This window comes from Nocardia sp. NPDC055002 (assembly GCF_053608825.1).
The window spans coordinates 1,449,153-1,467,094 of the sequence record NZ_JBSGWE010000001.1 but is presented as its reverse complement, the minus strand read 5'-3'; the positions used below and the strand labels follow the sequence as shown (position 1 = coordinate 1,467,094).

At 68.5% G+C, this 17,942-nt stretch carries 18 protein-coding genes and 1 pseudogene; 13 read left to right on the top strand and 6 right to left on the bottom strand.

The window, feature by feature from the left end; translation table 11 throughout:
- The first annotated feature begins 86 nt into the window (after window positions 1-86).
- Window positions 87-5,549: an ATP-binding protein gene (locus ACWF99_RS06920; protein ID WP_452535237.1), complete on the top strand. Its 5,463-nt coding sequence runs from the start codon at window positions 87-89 to the stop codon at window positions 5,547-5,549.
- 38 nt (window positions 5,550-5,587) lie between these two features.
- Here ACWF99_RS06920 and ACWF99_RS06915 read toward each other — a convergent pair whose 3' ends face one another.
- Window positions 5,588-6,160, bottom strand: a complete 573-nt coding sequence (locus ACWF99_RS06915) for a TetR family transcriptional regulator (RefSeq protein ID WP_452535235.1) — start codon at window positions 6,158-6,160, stop codon at window positions 5,588-5,590.
- 38 nt (window positions 6,161-6,198) lie between these two features.
- On the opposite strand from ACWF99_RS06915, the gene ACWF99_RS06910 reads away from it, so the two are divergent.
- From ACWF99_RS06910 to ACWF99_RS06880, 7 genes are all read left to right on the top strand, one after another.
- Window positions 6,199-6,330 carry a hypothetical protein gene (locus ACWF99_RS06910; RefSeq protein WP_378630174.1) on the top strand — a complete coding sequence of 44 codons (132 nt, stop codon included), beginning with the start codon at window positions 6,199-6,201 and terminating at the stop codon, window positions 6,328-6,330.
- A 68-nt stretch (window positions 6,331-6,398) separates the two neighbouring features.
- A complete protein-coding gene (locus ACWF99_RS06905; RefSeq protein WP_378630176.1) occupies window positions 6,399-6,587 on the top strand; it encodes a hypothetical protein in 189 nt (62 codons plus the stop codon).
- 75 nt (window positions 6,588-6,662) lie between these two features.
- The gene (locus ACWF99_RS06900) at window positions 6,663-7,622 is read left to right on the top strand and encodes an Acg family FMN-binding oxidoreductase (RefSeq protein ID WP_378630178.1); all 960 of its coding nucleotides are present in this window, start codon (window positions 6,663-6,665) and stop codon (window positions 7,620-7,622) included.
- 114 nt (window positions 7,623-7,736) lie between these two features.
- The gene (locus tag ACWF99_RS06895) at window positions 7,737-8,027 is read left to right on the top strand and encodes a hypothetical protein (RefSeq protein WP_378630179.1); all 291 of its coding nucleotides are present in this window, start codon (window positions 7,737-7,739) and stop codon (window positions 8,025-8,027) included.
- A 1-nt stretch (window position 8,028) separates the two neighbouring features.
- Window positions 8,029-8,700 (top strand): HemK2/MTQ2 family protein methyltransferase, encoded by a 672-nt coding sequence (locus ACWF99_RS06890; protein ID WP_452535232.1) that lies wholly within the window; start codon window positions 8,029-8,031, stop codon window positions 8,698-8,700.
- Window positions 8,660-8,893: a CDGSH iron-sulfur domain-containing protein gene (locus tag ACWF99_RS06885; RefSeq protein ID WP_452535230.1), complete on the top strand. Its 234-nt coding sequence runs from the start codon at window positions 8,660-8,662 to the stop codon at window positions 8,891-8,893. The genes ACWF99_RS06890 and ACWF99_RS06885 overlap by 41 nt, the downstream gene beginning before the upstream one ends.
- Complete coding sequence (locus ACWF99_RS06880; RefSeq protein WP_452535229.1) at window positions 8,890-9,888, top strand: iron-containing redox enzyme family protein; 999 nt, start codon at window positions 8,890-8,892, stop codon at window positions 9,886-9,888. The genes ACWF99_RS06885 and ACWF99_RS06880 overlap by 4 nt, the downstream gene beginning before the upstream one ends.
- On the opposite strand, the gene ACWF99_RS06875 is transcribed toward ACWF99_RS06880, so the two are convergent.
- From ACWF99_RS06875 to ACWF99_RS06860, 4 genes are all read right to left on the bottom strand, one after another.
- The gene (locus tag ACWF99_RS06875; protein WP_378656996.1) at window positions 9,863-10,288 is read right to left on the bottom strand and encodes an ATP-binding protein; all 426 of its coding nucleotides are present in this window, start codon (window positions 10,286-10,288) and stop codon (window positions 9,863-9,865) included. The two genes, ACWF99_RS06880 and ACWF99_RS06875, sit on opposite strands and share 26 nt — an antisense overlap.
- Window positions 10,289-10,364: 76 nt before the next feature.
- Window positions 10,365-10,784 carry an STAS domain-containing protein gene (locus tag ACWF99_RS06870; RefSeq protein WP_378630187.1) on the bottom strand — a complete coding sequence of 140 codons (420 nt, stop codon included), beginning with the start codon at window positions 10,782-10,784 and terminating at the stop codon, window positions 10,365-10,367.
- A 136-nt stretch (window positions 10,785-10,920) separates the two neighbouring features.
- The gene (locus ACWF99_RS06865; protein ID WP_378630189.1) at window positions 10,921-11,760 is read right to left on the bottom strand and encodes an RNA polymerase sigma factor SigF; all 840 of its coding nucleotides are present in this window, start codon (window positions 11,758-11,760) and stop codon (window positions 10,921-10,923) included.
- A gap of 97 nt (window positions 11,761-11,857) precedes the next feature.
- Window positions 11,858-12,295 (bottom strand): anti-sigma factor, encoded by a 438-nt coding sequence (locus ACWF99_RS06860; protein WP_378630190.1) that lies wholly within the window; start codon window positions 12,293-12,295, stop codon window positions 11,858-11,860.
- Between the two features lie 311 nt (window positions 12,296-12,606).
- Between ACWF99_RS06860 and ACWF99_RS06855 the strand changes: the two genes are divergently transcribed.
- The 3 genes and pseudogenes from ACWF99_RS06855 to ACWF99_RS06845 form a co-directional block, all read left to right on the top strand.
- Window positions 12,607-14,754 carry a catalase gene (locus ACWF99_RS06855; protein WP_452535227.1) on the top strand — a complete coding sequence of 716 codons (2,148 nt, stop codon included), beginning with the start codon at window positions 12,607-12,609 and terminating at the stop codon, window positions 14,752-14,754.
- A gap of 273 nt (window positions 14,755-15,027) precedes the next feature.
- Entirely contained in the window at window positions 15,028-15,423 is a 396-nt protein-coding gene (locus ACWF99_RS06850) for a hypothetical protein (protein WP_452535225.1), read from the top strand.
- Between the two features lie 108 nt (window positions 15,424-15,531).
- Window positions 15,532-15,752, top strand: a pseudogene (locus ACWF99_RS06845) (Orn/Lys/Arg family decarboxylase); the annotation flags it as partial.
- Here the strand turns inward: ACWF99_RS06845 and ACWF99_RS06840 are convergent.
- A complete protein-coding gene (locus tag ACWF99_RS06840; protein WP_452535223.1) occupies window positions 15,749-16,435 on the bottom strand; it encodes a PAS and ANTAR domain-containing protein in 687 nt (228 codons plus the stop codon). The pseudogene ACWF99_RS06845 and the gene ACWF99_RS06840 sit on opposite strands and share 4 nt — an antisense overlap.
- 124 nt (window positions 16,436-16,559) lie before the next feature.
- Here ACWF99_RS06840 and ACWF99_RS06835 point away from each other — a divergent pair, with 124 nt between their 5' ends.
- Both ACWF99_RS06835 and ACWF99_RS06830 read left to right on the top strand, forming a co-directional pair.
- A complete protein-coding gene (locus ACWF99_RS06835) occupies window positions 16,560-16,733 on the top strand; it encodes a CsbD family protein (RefSeq protein WP_378630197.1) in 174 nt (57 codons plus the stop codon).
- A gap of 78 nt (window positions 16,734-16,811) precedes the next feature.
- A complete protein-coding gene (locus tag ACWF99_RS06830) occupies window positions 16,812-17,915 on the top strand; it encodes a glutamate--cysteine ligase 2 (protein WP_378656985.1) in 1,104 nt (367 codons plus the stop codon).
- Window positions 17,916-17,942 lie beyond the last annotated feature (27 nt).

Here is a 17,942-nt window from a genome sequence, read left to right as displayed (position 1 = left end):
GCACGGGGGTGCAGACTGCGCACGGACCGGGAGTTGCAAATCTCACCCGCAGGACGATGTCCTGGGTAAATGGAAGGAGTCGGCGAGTGTTCAGCCGTATCGCCATCGTGAATCGGGGCGAGGCCGCTATGCGCCTCATCCATGCCGTCCGTGATCTGGCGGCGGCAACCGGGCTACCGATCGAAACCGTAGCCCTGCACACCGACGTGGACCGGAATGCCACCTTCGTCCGGGAAGCCGATATCGCCTACGACCTCGGTCCGGCCTCGGCCCGCCCGTATCTCGACCTCAAAGCCCTCGAGAACGCCCTCGTGGCCACCAAGGCCGACGCGGCCTGGGTCGGCTGGGGCTTCGTCGCCGAGGATCCCGCGTTCGCGGAACTGTGCGACCACATCGGCGTCACCTTCGTCGGGCCGAGCGCCGAGGCGATGCGCAAGCTCGGTGACAAGATCGGCGCCAAGCTGATCGCCGAGGAAGTCGGCGTGCCCGTCGCGCCGTGGAGCCGGGGCGCGGTCGACACCGTCGAAGACGCCATCGAAGCGGCCACCGCGATCGGCTACCCGCTGATGCTGAAGGCCACCGCCGGTGGTGGCGGTCGCGGCATTCGCGTGATCACCAACGAGGCCGAACTCGTCGACGCCTACGAGCGCACCAAGCAGGAGGCCGCCCGCGCCTTCGGCAGCGGCGTCGTCTTCCTGGAGCGCCTGGTCACGGGCGCCCGGCACGTCGAGGTCCAGGTGATCGCCGACGGTCAGGGCACCGCGTGGGCGCTGGGCGTGCGCGATTGCTCGGTGCAGCGACGCAATCAGAAGGTGATCGAGGAATCCTCCTCTCCCGTACTGAGCGCCGAGCAGACCGCCGAACTCAAGGGCTCCGCCGAGCGCCTGGCGATCGCGGTCGGGTACTGCGGCGCGGCGACCGTCGAGTTCCTCTACCACCCCGGTGACCAGCTGTTCGCGTTCCTCGAGGTCAACACCCGCCTGCAGGTCGAGCACCCGATCACCGAGCTCACCACCGGTTTCGACCTGGTGCACGCGCAGCTGCGGGTCGCCTCGGGCATCAAGCTCGAGGGTGAGCCGCCGGTCGAGCGCGGCCATGCCATCGAAGCCCGCCTCAACGCCGAAGACCCCGACCGCGACTTCGCGCCCGCGCCCGGCCGCATCGTGCGCCTCGATCTGCCCGCGGGCCCCGGTATTCGCGTCGACACCGGCGTCAGCCAGGGCGACACGATTCCCGCCGACTTCGACTCGATGATCGCCAAGATCATCGCCTACGGCCGCGATCGCGACGAGGCCCTCGGCCGGCTGCGCCGGGCCATGGCCCAGACCCGCGTCGTCATCGAAGGCGGCGCGACGAACAAGAGTTTCGTCCTCGACCTGCTCGACCAGCCCGAGGTGATCGACGCCAGCGCCGACACCGGCTGGATCGACCGCGTGCGCGGCGAAGGCCGCCTGGTGACCCATCGGCACTCCACCGTCGCGCTGGCGGTGGCCGCGATCGACGCCTACGAGGAAGACGAGCGGGTCGAGCGGCATCGACTGCTCTCGACCGCGTCCGGCGGGCGTCCGCAGGTGCAGCACGAGAGCGGTCGGCCGCTGGATCTGAAACTGCGTGGCGCGGGCTACCGCGTGCGCGTGGCCCGGATCGGCGCGCACCGCTTCCGCGTCGGCATCGAGGCCGGTGGCGAATTGCGCACCGCCGATGTCGATCTGGAGCGTTTCGATCACCACACCGGCCAGATCGTCGTCAACGGCACCCGCTACCGCCTGATCACCGGCACCCACGGACCCACCCACGTGGTGGACGTCGACGGCGTGACCCACCGGATCAGCCGCGACGAGGGCGGTGTCGTCCGTTCGCCCGCCCCCGCGCTGGTCGTCGGCACGCCGCTCGAGGTCGGCGCCGAGGTCGAGGCCGGAGCGCCCGTGCTGGTGCTGGAGAGCATGAAGATGGAAACGGTGCTGCGCGCACCGTTCCGGGCCCGGTTGAAGGAATGTGCGGTCTCGGTCGGCACCCAGGTCGAAGCGGGCGCGCCGCTGCTGCGGCTCGAACCGCTCGCCGACGGCGACGAAGCCGCCGAAGCCGAGACCACCGGCACTGTGGAGCTCGATCTGCCCAGCGCGCCGACACCGTTGCGCGCCCACGAGCGCGTGGCCCGCGGTTTGCAGGACCTGAGCAGCTTGCTGCTCGGCTTCGACGTGGACCCGCACGACGACCGTCGCGTCCTCGACGACTACCTCACGGCCCGTCGCGAAGCGGTTGCCGACAGCCTGCGCCCGCTCGCCGAAGAGCTCGAACTGGTGCAGATGTTCGCCGATCTCGCCGAGCTGAGCCACAATCGGTCGGCCGACGACGATCACGGCCAGAGCCACGTCCACAGCGCCCGCGAGTACTTCCACACCTACCTGCAGAGCCTCGATGTCGAGCGGGCCGGGCTCCCCGAGTCCTACCAGGCCAAACTCGGTACGGCGCTGCGCCACTACGGGATCACCGAGCTGGACCGCACGCCCGACCTCGAAGCGGCGGTCTTCCGGATCTTCCTCGCGCAGCAGCGTCCCACCGACACCGTCACCGTCGTCACCGCGCTGCTGCGCGAATGGCTGAACGAGCCGATGCCCGACCAGGTGCTGCGCGAACCCGTCGGCCTGGCGCTCGAGCGCCTCGTCGCGGCGACGCAGGTGCGTTTCCCGGTGATCGCCGATCTCGCCCGCGGTCTGGTCTACGCCTGGTACGGCCAGCCGCTGCTGCGCCGCAACCGTGCTCGCGTGTACACCAACGTCCGTAGGCACCTGAGCTACCTGGACGCGAACCCGACCGCCGATGACCGCGGTGCCCGGATCGCCGAAATGGTGCGCAGCACCGAACCCCTGGTGCGGTTGCTCGGCCAGCGGCTCGAGCGCGACAAGCCCGACCACACCTCGATGCTCGAGGTGCTGACCCGGCGTTACTACGGCAACAAGGGCCTCACCGGCGTCCGTACCGAACAGGTCGGCGACACCACGTTCGTCGTGGCCGAACGCTACGGTTCGACGCTGGTCTCGACTGCCGTCGGCTTCGACAAGCTCGACGCCGCACTGGACGGGCTCGCCGAACTGGCGAGCGGCGCCGTCTCCATCGACGCCGACATCTACCTCAGCTGGGAATCGCAGCCCGAGGACTTCGACGCGATGGCCGCGGCCCTGCAGGAGGTGCTCGGCGCGCACCCGGTGCCGAATCAGGTGCACCGGATCACCGCCACCGTCGCGGGCAGCGGTGGCTCGGTCATGCACCACCACTTCACCTTCCGTCCGTCGGTGACCGGGATGGCCGAGGAACGGCTGATCCGCGGACTGCACCCCTACATCGCGCAGCGGATGCAGCTGGAGCGGTTGCGCAAGTTCGACCTCACCCGGTTGCCGTCCTCGGACGAAGAGGTCTACCTGTTCCGCGGCGTGGCCAAGGAGAACCCCTCCGACGAGCGCCTGATCGCCTTCGCTCAGGTCCGTGACCTCGCGGCATTGCGCGATCACGACGGCCGGTTGGTCGCCCTGCCCACCGCCGAGAGCGCCATCGCCACCTGCGTCGACTCGATCCGGCGGGCCCAGTCGCGGTTCCCCTCGGCCAAGCGGCTCAACACCAACCGCATCGTGATGTACATCTGGCCGCACATGGATGTCACCCGCGCGGAGCTCGAGACCATCGGCGGCCACGTGCTGCCGACGGCCGCGGGCGCCGGGCTCGAGGAAATCCTGCTCATCGCCCGCCAGCGCGATCCCGAGACCGGCGAGCTCACCAAGGTCGGCGTGCGCATCTCGTTCCGTCCCGACGGCGGATCCGAGGTGACGGTCGGCGAACGGACCGACGAACCCGTCGAGCCGTTGGACGAATACCGGCAGAAGGTGCTGCGCGCCGCGGCCCGCAACACCGTGTACCCGTACGAACTGACCTCGCTGCTGGGCGATTTCGCCGAATACGATCTCGACGCGAACCATGCGCTGGTGCCGGTCGATCGGCCCAAGGGCCACAACACCGCGGCGATCGTCGCCGGTGTGGTGACCACCGCGACCGCGCAGCATCCGCAGGGCGTGACCCGAGTGCTGCTGCTCGGTGACCCCACCAAGTCCCTCGGCGCGCTCTCGGAGCCGGAATGCCGCCGGGTGATCGCCGCGCTGGATCTGGCCGAGAGCCTGCAGGTGCCGCTCGAGTGGTACGCGTTGTCCTCGGGCGCGCGGATCTCGATGTCCTCGGGTACCGAGAACATGGACTGGGTGGCGGCCGCGCTCAAGCGGATCGTCGAGTTCACCCAGGACGGTCGCGAGATCAATATCGTGGTCGCCGGCATCAACGTCGGCGCGCAGCCGTACTGGAATGCCGAGGCCACCATGCTCATGCACACCAAGGGTGTGCTGGTCATGACGCCCGACTCGGCCATGGTGCTCACCGGAAAGCAGTCGCTGGACTTCTCCGGCGGCGTCTCGGCCGAGGACAACTTCGGCATCGGCGGCTACGACCGGGTGATGGGCCCGAACGGGCAGGCGCAGTACTGGGCGCCGAACCTGTCCGCCGCCCGCGATGTGCTGATGGCTCATTACGACCACACCTACGTCGCCCCGGGGGAGCAGGCGCCGCGTCGGGCCGCGACCGGCGATCCCGTCGACCGCGACATCTCGAGCTTCCCGCATGTGCTGGCGGACAGCAGCTTCGCCACCGTCGGCGAGATCTTCTCCGCCCACGCCAACCCGGATCGCAAGAAGCCCTTCGACATTCGCACCGTGATGCGGGCGCTGGCCGACCAGGACCACCCGGTCCTGGAGCGCTGGGCCGGGATGGCAGACGCCGAGACCGCGGTGGTGCACGACGCGCACCTCGGCGGAATCCCGGTGTGCCTGTTGGGAATCGAGTCACGCAATGTGGCGCGACGCGGCTTCCCGTCCACCGACGGCCCCGACACCTACACCGCGGGCACCCTGTTCCCGCGTTCGTCGAAGAAGGCGGCACGGGCCATCAACGCGGCCAGCGGTAACCGGCCGCTGGTGGTGCTGGCGAACCTGTCCGGCTTCGACGGCTCGCCCGAATCGATGCGCAAGCTGCAGCTCGAGTACGGCGCCGAAATCGGCCGCGCCATCGTGAATTTCGACGGCCCCATCGTGTTCTGCGTGATCTCGCGCTACCACGGCGGTGCGTTCGTGGTGTTCTCGAAGGCGCTGAACCCGAACATGACGGTGCTCGCGCTCGAAGGGTCGTTCGCCTCGGTGCTCGGCGGCGCGCCTGCCGCCGCGGTGGTGTTCGCCGGTGAGGTGAAGGCCAGGACCGCGGCCGATCCACGCGTGCGGGAGCTGGAAAGCCGGGTGGCCAATGCCGTCGGCACCGACCGCGCGACGCTGAGTGCCGAACTCGACGAGACACGGTCCTCGGTGCGCGCGGAGAAGCTGGGCGATGTGGCCGCGGAATTCGACCGCGTGCACAACATTCAGCGCGCGGTCGAGGTCGGTTCGGTGGACGCGATCGTCAGCGTCGCGGATCTGCGTCCGCGCATCATCGACGCGATCGAGGCGCGACTGCCCGCGTAGTACTCGGCGGACCGGGCTCGGGATTCGACCGAGCCCGGTCAGCCGGCGCCGTACAGGCGTAGAACCGACGATCGGAAGTGAGTGGCCGCCGTGGCCGCGTCGACCCGGCCGCCGCGCAGCTGCTGCCCCGCCGCGTGGCCGAGCGCGATCGTCGCGGCGACGAGCCATTCGGTGGACAGATCCGTCGTGAATTCTCCGGTCTCGCGGCCGCGCCGGATCAGCGCGTCGAGGTTGTCCTCGACCGGTACGTGGCGTGCGGCGTCGGCCGCGAAGTCACTGTCGGAGAAGTCGAATCTCGTCTGTTCGGCCAGCATCGTGGCGACGGCGGCGAGGAACCGGTCGAGAGCTGCCGTGGCGGTGCCGGTGTCGAGGTCGGCGGCTTCCAGTGCTTCGAGCGCGCGTCGGCTCTGTTCGTCGCGCACCGACGCCAGCAACATCTCCCTGGTACCGAAGTGCGCGTACGCGGTCTGGCGCGTCACCCCCGCCGCGGCGGCGATCTCGGCCATGCTCGCCTCCGGATGCTCGCCCAGTACCCGGATCGCGGCCGCGACCAGCGCCGACCGGTTGCGTCCTACCTCTGCTCGCTGACGGCGCCGCCTTATCTCTGACACGATTGACAACGATAACAGCCCACTTAAAATTGTCAGGTATGTCAGAGATAACTGAACGCGCGGCTCGCAAGCTCGGACACCTGCGGATCGAATGGATCATGATCGGCAGCGTCGCCGACGACGGGCGTGTGCGACGGATTCATCAACTCGCTATGACCCCGAAGTCGTAGGAGTGGTCCTGACCACACCGAATGCCCCTATATCCTGGTCTCTTCGCATCACGAGTAGGAGCGTTCCGATGGCCTTGGCTCGACACTGCGACCGCGATGGTTGCGACAGCTGGCAGCGCATCGATCACGACGTCAACACCCGATGGATCACCGTCGACCTCGGTGCCGGCGACGTGCGGCACTTCGATACCCGCGACTGCCTGCTGCACTGGGCAGCGGCCACCAGCGTCCCGACCGAGGTCTATCCGGCTGTGTAATTTCTCAGATTCGCCACCTAGGGTCGGGTCCGGCCGCAGTACGTCGACCTGCACAGGAAGGAAGACTGGCGAGACATGCCGAGCATCACAACGTGCCGAGACGCACTCGAATTGGCGGTGCGTGCTCCCTCGGTGCACAACACCCAACCGTGGCGCTGGCGGATCCAGCGCGGCCGCGTCGATCTGTTCGCCGACTTCGGGCGTCAGGTACCCGCCACCGACCCCTTGGCACGCGCTCTCGTGGTGAGCTGCGGCGCCGCGCTGCATCATCTCGAAGTGGCCTTCGCCATGCTGGGCTGGCAGGCCGAGATCGATCGGCTGCCCGACCCGGATCGACCCGACCACCTCGCGAAGGTGCGGTTCACACCGCGTCCGCCGTCGGATCGCGATATCCGGCTGGCCGCCGCCATCCACCTGCGCCAATCCGATCGGCGCCGCTATCCCGGCGTGCCGGTGCCCGCGCGCGACCTGCGTGCGGTGTCGCGATGCGCGGCTCGATTCGGGGCCGCGGCCCGGCACGTCCCCGACAGCATGCTCTCGCAGCTGGCCGCCCCCATGCGCCGAGCCGCCGCCCGGCACGCGACAGACACGAACTACCTGGCGGAACTGGATCAATGGAGCGGCTGCCACGGCGAGCCCAACGGCGTACCTGCCCGCAACGCGCCCGCCGCACGCTCATCGGACGAACTACCGGTGCGGGTCTTCGCCGAAGCGGAACTGTCCGAGTACACCGACGAGCCCGACTCCGCCCACTGGCTGGTCGTGTGCACCCCGCACGACAACCGCGTCTCCCAGTTGCGCGCGGGTCAGGCGACGAGCGCGATCCTGCTGCAGGCCACCTACCTCGGCCTGGCGACGAGCCTGCAATCCGAACCGCTCGGCATGCTGGATCTACGCGACCAGATCCGCACCACGGTCCTCCAGGAATGCGCCTATCCGCACGTCATGATCCGAGTCGGCGTCATGCCGCACGCCGCGGCACCCTTGGAGGCCACCCCGCGCCGCCCGGTGACCGAGGTCATCGAAACGAACTGAATCACCTGGTCGATCGGTGTTTCGACCGGGTCGGCGCGAGGGCGGCTGATTGCTTCGACGGATTGCGGGCATGTCCACGACAGGGCGGTGTCGTCCTCGAAAAGGAGCTGCGCGATGAATCAGTCAGAGAAACAGTTTCCCGATGACGCTCGGACCACTCGCACCCATGCGGGCGAGTCGATCAGAGACACCAGGAATTGGCCCGGATTGATTCTTGCCGCTATCGGGCTGGTGCTGCTCGGTCTCACGCTCACCGCGGCCGGGTACGGCTTCGGCGGCTGGGCCGTGATCGCGGGTGTGGCGTGTGCGGTGTGTCTGGTGGTGGGGATCGGGCTCGTTGTCGCCGAGCACCGGCGCGTGAAGGCGCAGGAGGGTCTCGCCTTGGGCGAGCCCCGGGGACACTGAGATGGTCGTCCTGCGGGCGCCGCGCGTCTACCGGCCGCAGGCCGATACCTGGCTGCTCAGTCGTGCGATGCGTGAAGTGCCGTCGCTACCCGGCGGGCGAGTGCTGGATGTCTGCGCGGGGACCGGCGCGCTCACCATGGCCGCCGCCGCGGCGGGTGCAGGCAGCGTGACCGCCGTCGACCTGTCCTGGTCGGCGCTGATGTCGACGTGGATGAACTGCCGATTGCGCGGCATCGCGGTGGAGTTGCTGCACGGCGATTTCGGATCTGCCTTGCGGCTGCCGCGCTTCGACGTGGTGGTCGCGAATCCGCCCTACGTTCCCGCGGGCCGGGCGACCGGTCGCGGGGCGGCGCTGGCCTGGGACGCGGGCCCCGACGGCCGAAGCGTGCTCGACCGGTTGTGCGCGATGCTGCCGGATCTGCTCACCGAGCGCGGCGTCGGCTTGATCGTGCATTCGGCGATCAGCGACCCCGAGCGCAGCCTGTGCCAACTGCGTGGACTGGGCGAGAACGCACACGTCGCGGCGACCGGAACGGTGCCGTTCGGGCCGGTCATGCGGTCTCGCGCCGGATGGTTGGCCGCCAACGGCTTCATCCGGCCCGGTCAGCGCGAGGAGGAACTGGTGGTGATCCGTGTCGACCGAACATCGTCTCCCGTCGCCGACCCAGCCTGAGGCGCGGCGGGTCGTGCTCACCGACGGCGGGCCCGCGCTCATCGACGGTCCCGTCGACGTGGTCACCCCCGACGGGACGGTACTGCACTGCGACCGTTTCGTAGTGGCGCTGTGTCTGTGTCGCCGATCGAGCACCTACCCGCTGTGCGATACGAGCCACCGGCGCCGACGTCATCCGAGGAGTGCCCCATGACGGCTCTGCGATCACTGCCGCACCCGCGTGGCGAGTTGTCTGCCGCGGTCACCGAATTGCTCACGCGGACACCGGGTTCGGCGGTTCCCGAGGCCGGCGGCCTCGACCCCTACGGCGAGGATCTTCTGCTGACCCTGCACACCTGCTACGAGCTGCACTATCAGGGATTCGGCGGTGTCGACGAGAACTGGGAGTGGGACCCCGACCTGCTGCGCCTGCGCCGCGACCTGGAGAACCAGCTGCTCACAGCCCTGCATGCCGATGTCGCTGGCGGCGAGGACGTCGAGGCAGAACTCGACCGTCTCCTCGAACCGACCCGTGACACCGACGGCATCGCGGGATTCCTCGCCGAGCGGGGGACGGCCGACCGGTTGCGCGAATACTTCGTCCACCGCTCGATCTATCACCACATCGAAGCCGACCCGTATGCCTGGGTGATCCCGCGCCTGCGCGGACAGGTGAAGGCGTCGCTGGTGGCGGTCGAGTTCGACGAGTTCGGCGCCGGCCGCGGCGAACGCGTGCACGCGCGACTCTTCGCCGATCTGCTGTCCGGCGCCGACCTCGAGCCGGGCTACCTGCACTACCTCGACACCGTGCCCGCGCCGATGCTGGCGCTGGTGGACATGATGACGTTGTTCGGCCTGCACCGTGGCCTGCGCGGCGCGCTGATCGGCCATTTCGCGAATGCCGAGATCACCTCGCCGCCTGCGTCGCGCCGGTTGGCCGAGCTCGCCCGCACGCTGCTCCCGCATCCCGCGTGCGCGCATTTCTACGCCGAACACGTCGGAGCCGACGCCGTGCACGAACAGGTGATGCGGCGCGATGTCATCGCCGGATTGCTGGCCACCGAACCCGGCCAGGCCGCCTCGGTCGTGTTCGGCATCCAGGCGACGAACCTGCTCGAGGATCGCTTCGCCGATCACGTACTGACGTGCTGGAACGAGGATCGCAGCTCGTTACGCGAGGTGCTCAGTGCACCCGTCGCACCTGTGTGAAGGCGATCTCGACGGGGTAACCGCCCTGTTCCCGGTCGTAGGTCTCGTGGTCGGCGGCGAGATGGTCGGTGATCGAGTGCATCACGTGCCAGCCGAATCCGGTCGTGTCGATCGGGTGGTCGCTGTCACAGACCGCGGTGACAGCGATCCGGATCCGGAATCCGTCGGCGGTCACCTCGCAGTGGATCTGGGATTCGGGTACCGCGTCGAGGATCAGGCAGGTGGCCGCCTCGTCGAGCGCTACGCGGATATCGGCTACCTCGTCGACGGTGAAACCGGCGATCAAGGCGACGGTTTCGGCGACCGCCCGGAGCATGACAACCTGGCTCAGATCGGCGTCGATCTGGACGCGGGTCGATGTCGCACGGGTCGAGGTGATGATCCGGTCGCTCGAATCCACGATGTCCTCCTCCCGAGCGTGCGCGGAGTGGCTTCATCGAGCGCATACCCAGGATCAGGGTGAGCGAAACGGCCTGTCAGTGACCTGGTTCTGATCGGGAGGCCTCATCGATCGACAGGTAACACCGGAACAGCGGCCGCACACCGACCAGATCCAGTGCTCGCTCCACCTCGCGGGTGCCGGTGAGCAGGCGGATGTCGACCCGGTGCGTCCACGCCTCGACCTTGGCATCGCGCAGCATCGCCGCGACGCGGATACTCAGGAATTCGGTGTCGCGCAGGTCGATGACGACGACGCGTGCGCCCGAACGCACGGAGCGATCGAGGAGCGAACGAAATCGTGGCAGGCGCGCCGCGTCGAGCTCGATGCCGCCCTGGAGTACCCAGCAGCCAGGTCGTCCCGGGTCGCGCAAGGCCAGCTCGGCCGCGGCATCCGCGGAGCATCCGCGGTACCAGCGCAGCCGACTCGAATGCCGACGATCCGTGACCACAGACATAGAACCTCCTGTGCGACAGGAACGACCGGTCGTCGCTGCCGACAGGCATCTACCGGCTGGGGGGAGCGGTAGACGAGGACCGGGGTCGGCTGGAGGTCTCAACCTGGAACAATTCTGGCACGTGTCAGCGCCGCTGTCACTGAGTCGACGTCGGCTCGGCGAGCGCTTGCTCACGCAGGAAGGTCAAGGTCCGCGACAGGATCCGCGAGACCTGCATCTGCGAGACACCCAGGTGCTCGGCGATCTGGCCCTGCGTCTGGGACTCGTAGAAACGCATGATCAGCACCTGCCGTTCCTCGGCGGGCAGCGCGGCGATCAGCGGACGGACCGCCATCGCGTCCTCGGTGAGTTGGTAGCAAGGCTCGTCGCTGCCGAGCGTGTCGGTGATCGGCTGGGTGGAGTTGTCCCGGCCGTCGTGGGTGACGCCGTCGATGGAGTTGGTCTGGTAGCCGTTGCCCGCGACCAGCGTGCGGGTGACCTCGACCAGGTCGACATCGAGCTCGTCGGCGAGTTCGTGCGCGGTGGGGAATCGGCCGAGCCGCTGCGAGAGTTCCTCGGTGGCGGGCCCGATCCTGAGCTGGATCTCCTTGAGCCGTCGTGGCACCCGTACCGCCCACGTGCGATCACGGAAGTGCCTGCGCACCTCACCCATGATCGTGGGGATCGCGAAGGACAGAAAGGAGGAGCCGCGGGTGACGTCATAGCGATCTACGGCGAGCACCAGCCCCACCCTGGCGGTCTGCTCGAGGTCGTCGAACTGCTCGCCACGGCCGTTGAACTTGCGCGCGATGTGATCGGCGAGCGGCAAGCACAGTTCGATGACCTGTGCGCGCACGGTGTCGTGGTGTTCGTCGCCGGGCTCGAGCGCCCGCAGCTTCTCGAACCACGGTTCGATGTTGTCGTAGCTGTCGCCGTGCGAATGAGATCGCCGGGCGGTCGAACGGTCGGCCGAAGCTGTCGTTGATTCCCATGTCATCGCTACTTGCCTCACTTCCAGGCGGTTGCAGATGTGTTCATGGGGTACCCACCGGGACCCGGGGCTATGCCCTACCCACGAGGCTAGCGCGCAATGGTCACGACTTGGCAGGTCCGTGCAATCGCCGGATCCAGCCGAATTCGACCGTGGTGGGGTAGCCGTCGCGGGCTGCGTCGAACCCGGCGTAGTCGGTGCGCAGCGCGTCGGTCAGCGTCGCGACGACATGCCAGCCGAAGGACTGCTCATCGAGGGCGGTGGGCTCTCGTGCCACTGCGCTCACCCGGGCGCCGAGCGCTCCGTCCCCACCGGTGAACGCGCAGTCGAGCAGGGAGTCCTTCGTCGCGACCAGCATCAACGCGGTGGCGACCTCGTCGAGGGCCAGCAGCAGGTCGGTGACCTCGTCGAGCGCGAAACCGCCCACGAGCAGCACCGTCTCGGCGAGCGCGTGCACCATGCTCAGCTGGTCCAGTTCGGCGGGCACCTGGAACCCGACAGTTCTCGAGCGGGGAGCGGTGTCGCGATCTCGAGCCCGCACGCCACCTCCCTCATCCACTACTGTTTGTCGGAGGTTACCCCGTAACCGCCGGGTCACGCCTCGAGCTCATTTCGGGTCGTTGCCCGTCGACTCCGGTTCTCCCGGTCGCCTGCCCCGGGTCTTGCGCATCACCAGCACCACCGCGACGAGGGCAACCAAAGCCACGATCGCAATTATCTCCATACGCGCCGCTTACCCCACGAGCCGAGTCCGAACCGCTGTTTGCCCCGCCGATAACGCGGTAGTCCGTCGAAGAAGTGGCAGGCCGTTCTCCGAATTCCCCGCGCGCGACGAAGGGACGACGAAATACCATGACCGACCGCGATATTCCCTCCGAATTCACCCATCCGCCGACTCCGCCCGACGAGGACGCCGGGACACCGTGTGAGCAGGCGGGTCCGGCAGCCGACCAGCAGGGGCCCGCGTTGCGCAGCCCCACGGGTGCGCCGATTCCCGGTGACGCGAGCGTGCGCGCCCAGCAGGGACCTCGGCTGACCACCCCGCAGGGCGCGGGGGTGGCCGACACCGATCACGCGCTCAAGGCGGGACCGCGCGGCCCGACGCTGCTGCAGGACTTCCATCTGCGCGAGAAGATCACCCACTTCGATCACGAACGCATCCCCGAGCGGGTCGTGCACGCTCGTGGCACCGCCGCCCACGGTGTGTTCGTCGCCAACGGCGCCGCCGCGTCGCTGACCCGCGCGAAGTTCCTGGCCGCCGACGCGCGCACCCCGGTCTTCGTACGGTTCTCGACGGTGCTCGGCTCACGTGGGTCGGCCGACACGGTGCGCGACACCCGCGGTTTCGCGGTGAAGTTCTATACCGGCGAAGGGGTCTATGACCTGGTCGGTAACAACATTCCGGTGTTCTTCATCCAGGAAGCGATCAAATTCCCCGATGTGATCCACGCGGGCAAACCCGAGCCGGATCGTGAGATTCCGCAAGCGCAATCCGCCCACGACACCTTCTGGGATTTCGTCACGCTGCACACCGAGGCGACCGCCCATACCTTCTGGAACATGTCGGACCGGGCGCTGCCACGGTCGTTGCGGATGATGGAGGGATTCGGCGTCCACACCTATCGTCTCGTCGCCGAGGACGGCACGACGAGTCTGGTCAAATTCCACTGGAAGCCGCGCCTGGGCGTGCATTCGATGCTGTGGGAGGAAACGCAGCTCACGGCCGGTTTCGACCCGGATTTCCATCGCCGGGATCTGGCCGACACGATCGCGGCAGGCTACGCACCGGAATGGGATTTCGGTGTGCAGGTATTTCCCGACACCCCCGAGCACCTCTTCGAGGGCATCGATCTGCTCGACCCGACCAAGATCGTCCCCGAAGAACTCGCGCCGGTGCGGACCATCGGCACCTTGCGGCTCACGGCGAATCCGGAGAACTTCTTCGCCGAAACCGAACAGGTCGCCTTCTGCCCCACACACCTGGTTCCGGGCATCGAGGTCACCGACGACCCGCTGCTGCAGGGCAGGCTGTTCTCCTATCTCGACACCCAGATCAGCCGGCTCGGCGGCCCGAATTTCACCCAGTTGCCGATCAATACGCCGCACGCCGACGTCAACGACCTCTTTCGGGACGGGATGCACCAGGGTGCCGTGCACCCCGGAGTCGCTGCCTACAAACCCAATTCGCTCGGCGGCGGTTGCCCCTACGCGGCGAGTTTCGCCGGCGAGGCCTTCGTCGAATCGCCGACACCCATTCCGCGGCCGACCGCGAAACTGCGGACCTCCGCCAACAGTGCGGGATCGGTGTCGTTCGCCGACCATTACTCGCAGCCGCGCATGTTCTATCGCAGCCTGACCACCGGCGAACAGCGGCATCTCGCCGACGCGTTCTCGTTCGAACTCGGGAAATGCCAGTCCGGGACGATCCAGCGGCGCGCTCTGCAGATGCTGGTCAATGTCGACGACGGGCTGGCCGAGTACGTCGCCGGTCAACTCGGCCTCGACAAGCCCGCCCCGAACAGCGACCATGTCGACCTCGCACCGAGTCCCGCGTTGTCGCAGCGACACGGCAGCTTCCCGGTGGACGGGCGAACGGTGGCCCTGCTGGTCGACGACACCACCTCGGGCGACGCGATACGGGAGGTCTCGACCGCGCTGGAGGAGGCCAGGGTCCGGCCGATGGTCGTCGCGGCGCGCGGCGGTGTCATCGACGGTGTGCCGGTGGCACGGACTTTCGCCACCATGCGATCGGTCGAATTCGACGGCGCGCTGTTGCTGGCCGCGCCGGCGGACTCCCGCGTGAACCTGCTGGTCGAGGAGATGTGGCGGCACGGCAAGGCGATCGCCGCGGTCGGCACAGCGGCCTCGGTGCTGCAGCGCAACGACATCGAACCCGATGCACCGGGAATCACCGTCGCCGACGCGGTGGCAGCGACGAGCGCGCTGCTCACCGATCTCGCCGAGCATCGTGCGTGGGCGCGCATCGAAGCCGACGCCTGACCCGGTACCGACACGCGCGCGTCCGTCGTTTCGAGTGCGAGTGCGCGGGCATCCCACCAAGTGTGGCGATCGGCCGAATGTGGAACGGGCGCCGAAGAACCGGCTCAGCCACGCTTTCGTAGGACGGTGTCGACACCGGAGTTACCTCGGGGCAGGTCGAGCGCACCATCACGATGCCAACGGCGTCATCGCGGTGCGCGCTCGACCTGCGTCGCGGCTTTTCGCGGGTGCCCAACGGCGTGCGCCCGCCGCAACACCCGATGACAGGAGGCGATGATGTTCGCGATCGAGCGCACCGAGTCGAGCCCGGTGCCGACACCGCCGGAACCCACACCACCAGGCCCTCCGCCGGACCCGTTCCTGCCGAACCCGGGCGATCCGGTGCCCGCCCCACCCAGCCCGCCGAGCCCGGATCCGATTCCTCGCCCGCCGGGCCCACCCGACCCGGATCCGGTGCCCCCGCCGCCGAGCCCGCCCGGCCCCGATCCGGTGCCCGCCCCGCCGACTCCGCCCGGTCCCGGTGATCCGGTGCCTGTTCCGCCGGAGCCGCCCGGCCCCGACGTGCCCCCGCCGCCGATCCTTCGAGGTCTCACCGAGCCACTCGCCCCCGGCTCGGCTCGGCCCGTGTCCTCGGTGTCACCGCGCCCCGGCCTCGCGGCGCGGCTATAGGCAATCAGGGAGGTCGGTTCGATGGACCACCGCACGGCCCCGCTGGTCGCCGCGGTAGCCGACTGCCGCGGGCTCAGCCGCTACGGATTCACCCTGTCGGCGCGAGCGGTTACCAAGCCGCCGACGGGTTGCGCGCCCACCGTCGGCTGGATCGCCGCCGAGCAACTCACTCCGTACCCACCCGGTATTCCCGCGATCGTGCCGGGCGAGCGGATCGACGCGGCAGTCATGGATTATCTGCGCACCGGAGTCGCCGCGGAAGCATGAACGTGCCCGACGCGAGCGATCCGCGGCTGGACATCTTCCGCGTGGTCGCGGGTCGTCACTAACCGTTGGCGTCTGCCTGGGCGCCTTCGTGCGCGGTCAGCAGGACGTGGTCGAGCCGGGTGCGCAACCGCACCTCGTCACCGGCCACGGTCGGCAGCGCGGCCACCAGCCGTTCGGCGATGGCGCGCAGCTTCACGTTGGTCTCCTGCGAGCGCCACTGGAGTACCCGGAACGCCTGGTCGGCGTTGACGCTGTAGGCGAGCATCAACGCGCCTTTGGCCTGTTCGATCACCATGCGCGCCTCCAGCAGCCCCGGCAGGGTGCTGTCGAGTGCCTCGCGCCGGTATCCGGCCGCGGTGTCGGACAGGTCGATGTAATAGCCCTCGGTGCCGATCACCGTCCCGTCCGCGTCGACGAGCGGCTCCGACACGACCAGCACATCGCGTACCCGGCCGTGCGTATCGATGATGCGGTGGTGGCTGGAGAACGCGCCGCTGTCCTCGACCGAGGTGATCATGGCCGCGACCCGATCACGATCGTCGGGATGCTTGTGCGAGAGCAGCATCTCGGTGGTCGGCACGGTGCCGGGCTGGTAGCCGTGCATCCGCGCGACCTCATCGGACCATTCCCATTGCCGGGTGGCGAATCGAAACCGGAATCGGCCGACCGTCAACGAGTCGCCGACCCCGACCACGCGTTCGACAAGCGCGCGCTCTGCGGTGGATGCGTTGTCCAGTTCGGTCATGCGTTGATTATTCACCCTGGGCGCCGCGCCTGTTTGCACCTGACAGACCCGGGTAGGCCGTCGATGGGTCCCCAGGACGGCCCGCGGCCACCGAGTGGCCGAGAAACAGCCTGAAAGGAATGCCATGGGTATCGCTGACAAGGCGAAGAACAAGGCCGAAGAGCTGGCAGGCAAGGCCAAGGAAACCACCGGCCGCGCCACCGACGATCGCGATCTCGAGAACGAGGGTCGCGGCGAGCAGGTCAAGTCGAACCTGAAGGACGCGGGCGAGAAGGTCAAGGACGCTTTCCGCGACTGACCGGTCACGCCGCCCGGGTCATCGGTCCTTCACCGGACCGATGACCCGGGCCCGCTCCGCAGGTGCTGGAGGTGAGAAGTGTCCGCGCATGTACCGACGGTCGGCGTCGAGGAAGAGTTCCTGCTGACCGATCCCGAGTCCGGCGCGCCCGCGCCGAAGAACACGCTGGTCGCCGAGACGGCGAAGAAGGCCGGGATCGATCTGCAGCTGGAGCTGACGAGCTGTCAGGTCGAGACGAGCAGCGCGGTGCACTCGGAGATCGGCGCCTTGCTGGCGGACTTGCGGACCGCACGGCGCCGGGTGGCCGAATGCGCGGCCGAGCACGGCACCCGGTTGCTGGCGGTCGCGGTTCCGCCGACTGTCCCCGAGGGATACCCGGTCACCGATACGCCGCGCTATCAGCGCATCGCGCACGCTTTCGGCATGATCGCCCACGAGCAGGGGCTGTGCGGGTGCCACGTGCACGTGGCGGTGCCCGACCGTGAAACCGCGGTGCTGGTGAGCAATCATGTCCGGCCACGATTGCCGGTACTGCTCGCCTTGACCGCGAATTCGGCGATCTACCGCGGTAGCGAGACCGGCTACGCGAGTTGGCGCAGTATTCTGTGGCGCCGGTGGCCCAGCGCGGGTCCGCCGCCGTATTTCGGGTCGCTGCGTGACTACGAATCGATCGTCGCGATGATGCGATCCAGCGGCAGCATCCTGGACAACAAGATGGTCTATTGGGATGTCCGCCCGTCGGAATCCTTTCCGACCGTCGAGGTCCGCGTGAGCGATGTTCCGGCGACAGCCGAGGAATCCGCCTTGCTGGCCGCCCTCATCCGCGGAATCGTCACTACCGCGCTCGACGCGATCGCGCAGGACATTCCCGCTCCCAACGTGCCCGGCGAAGTCCTGCGCGCCGCCTACTGGAACGCCGCGCGATCCGGGCTCGACGGCAACGGCCTCGACCTCGTCGCGGGGCGCGTCGTTCCCCACCGGGACCTGCTGGCCGGGCTCGTCGAGGACATCGCATCGGCATTGCATCGTTGTGGTGATCACGACTTCGTCACCGATGCGGTCAGGGCGCTCGGCGAGCGCGGAAACGGCGCGCGCCGGCAGCTGGCGGCGATGAATCGACGACGCGAGATCGCCGATGTGATCGGCGAGCTCGCCGACGCCACCCTCGAGGGCTGCCGCTGATCGCGACGCCGGGCGCATCAGATCCAT

Bases quoted from the DNA above. Each gene is read 5' to 3' on its own strand.
- ACWF99_RS06835 (WP_378630197.1), top strand. From the start codon at position 16,560: ATGGGTATCGCTGACAAGGCGAAGAACAAGGCCGAAGAGCTGGCAGGC.
- ACWF99_RS06850 (WP_452535225.1), top strand. From the start codon at position 15,028: ATGATGTTCGCGATCGAGCGCACCGAGTCGAGCCCGGTGCCGACACCG.
- ACWF99_RS06865 (WP_378630189.1), bottom strand. From the start codon at position 11,760: ATGACATGGGAATCAACGACAGCTTCGGCCGACCGTTCGACCGCCCGG.
- ACWF99_RS06895 (WP_378630179.1), top strand. From the start codon at position 7,737: ATGAATCAGTCAGAGAAACAGTTTCCCGATGACGCTCGGACCACTCGC.
- ACWF99_RS06905 (WP_378630176.1), top strand. From the start codon at position 6,399: ATGGCCTTGGCTCGACACTGCGACCGCGATGGTTGCGACAGCTGGCAG.
- ACWF99_RS06890 (WP_452535232.1), top strand. From the start codon at position 8,029: ATGGTCGTCCTGCGGGCGCCGCGCGTCTACCGGCCGCAGGCCGATACC.
- ACWF99_RS06870 (WP_378630187.1), bottom strand. From the start codon at position 10,784: ATGTCTGTGGTCACGGATCGTCGGCATTCGAGTCGGCTGCGCTGGTAC.
- ACWF99_RS06910 (WP_378630174.1), top strand. From the start codon at position 6,199: ATGTCAGAGATAACTGAACGCGCGGCTCGCAAGCTCGGACACCTGCGG.
- ACWF99_RS06840 (WP_452535223.1), bottom strand. From the start codon at position 16,435: ATGACCGAACTGGACAACGCATCCACCGCAGAGCGCGCGCTTGTCGAA.
- ACWF99_RS06855 (WP_452535227.1), top strand. From the start codon at position 12,607: ATGACCGACCGCGATATTCCCTCCGAATTCACCCATCCGCCGACTCCG.
- ACWF99_RS06900 (WP_378630178.1), top strand. From the start codon at position 6,663: ATGCCGAGCATCACAACGTGCCGAGACGCACTCGAATTGGCGGTGCGT.
- ACWF99_RS06880 (WP_452535229.1), top strand. From the start codon at position 8,890: ATGACGGCTCTGCGATCACTGCCGCACCCGCGTGGCGAGTTGTCTGCC.